This window comes from Staphylococcus intermedius NCTC 11048 (assembly GCF_002902385.1).
GTDB classification, from domain to species: domain Bacteria; phylum Bacillota; class Bacilli; order Staphylococcales; family Staphylococcaceae; genus Staphylococcus; species Staphylococcus intermedius.
Window position 1 is genome coordinate 1 of sequence record NZ_PPQH01000124.1, and the last position, 1,029, is coordinate 1,029.

The following is a 1,029-nucleotide window of genomic DNA, read 5'->3' on the forward strand; positions in this document are numbered from 1 at the left end:
TTAGTTCACAGTCACAACCATCTTTATACTCATAACCGTTATCAAATTTATACCAGTCATAATCCCTACCGCATTTATCACAATGTAATCCTGTTTCCTTCTCTACGATTTCGTTTTTAAATTGTATTCTCTCAGCTATTTTTTCAAAAGGATTCATTTTTATTCCTCCCAATAGCTCATGTCATGCTTCATACGTTCCAATTGATCCACACCACTTAATTTAGGCGTCTGATTAAGGTAACCCTCAAATTTTGTTCCAAATAACGTTTCGGGTCTCAGATACTTCTCCATGTCTGTACCTTTCCATTCCGATACTTTGTTATCAATTGCTTTTTTAAAATCATCTAGTGTAAAGCCCTCATCTGTTCTAGCACGTATGACTGTTTGATTCTTTTTAGTAGTTGATTTGTATTGCTTACCTGTTTGTTTGTTAAGATATTCGATAACATCTCGATAAGGATATGCAGTCGGGTTGCCCGACAATATATTACCGTCATTATTAGTATTGTTATTATTAGTTAAATCATTATTAGTACTATTATTATTAGTAGTATGCGATTTACCATTAACGGTTTTTCCATTGTTGGTTTTTCCATTAACGGTTTTTCCAACGTTGGAAAATCGAATGTGGTGTGGTTGCTCATATACTAAGTACTCATAGCCATTTAACCTACCGCTTTTATCACGTTTTCTATTACGTTGAATATATCCAATTTCTTCCAATTCCTTGATTCCGCTTTTTAAGCCGCTAAGTCCATCGGTTGAATGTTGCTCTAGCTCTGTTTCATAAATTTGCCAGTCATCAGGCCGACTTAACAAATAAAGTAGAATTCCTTTAGCTTTCCAACTTATATTAGAATCATGTATAAAATCTTTGTGTACTGTCACAAAGTTACCTGATTCTTTGTAAACTCTAAATGTAGCCATTTTTTATCTCCTTTCTGGTATAATTTTTTCTGAATGCTTTTGCATCAGATTGGAGGTGATGTTATGAACAAAGAAGAATTCTATAAATACTTCGATGAACGT

Annotated in this window: 1 protein-coding gene; it reads right to left on the minus strand. The window is 33.6% G+C overall.

The features are described from left to right. Nucleotides 1-159: 159 nt before the first annotated feature. Nucleotides 160-927 (minus strand): conserved phage C-terminal domain-containing protein, encoded by a 768-nt coding sequence (locus CD138_RS13385; RefSeq protein ID WP_019168929.1) that lies wholly within the window; start codon nt 925-927, stop codon nt 160-162. Nucleotides 928-1,029 lie beyond the last annotated feature (102 nt).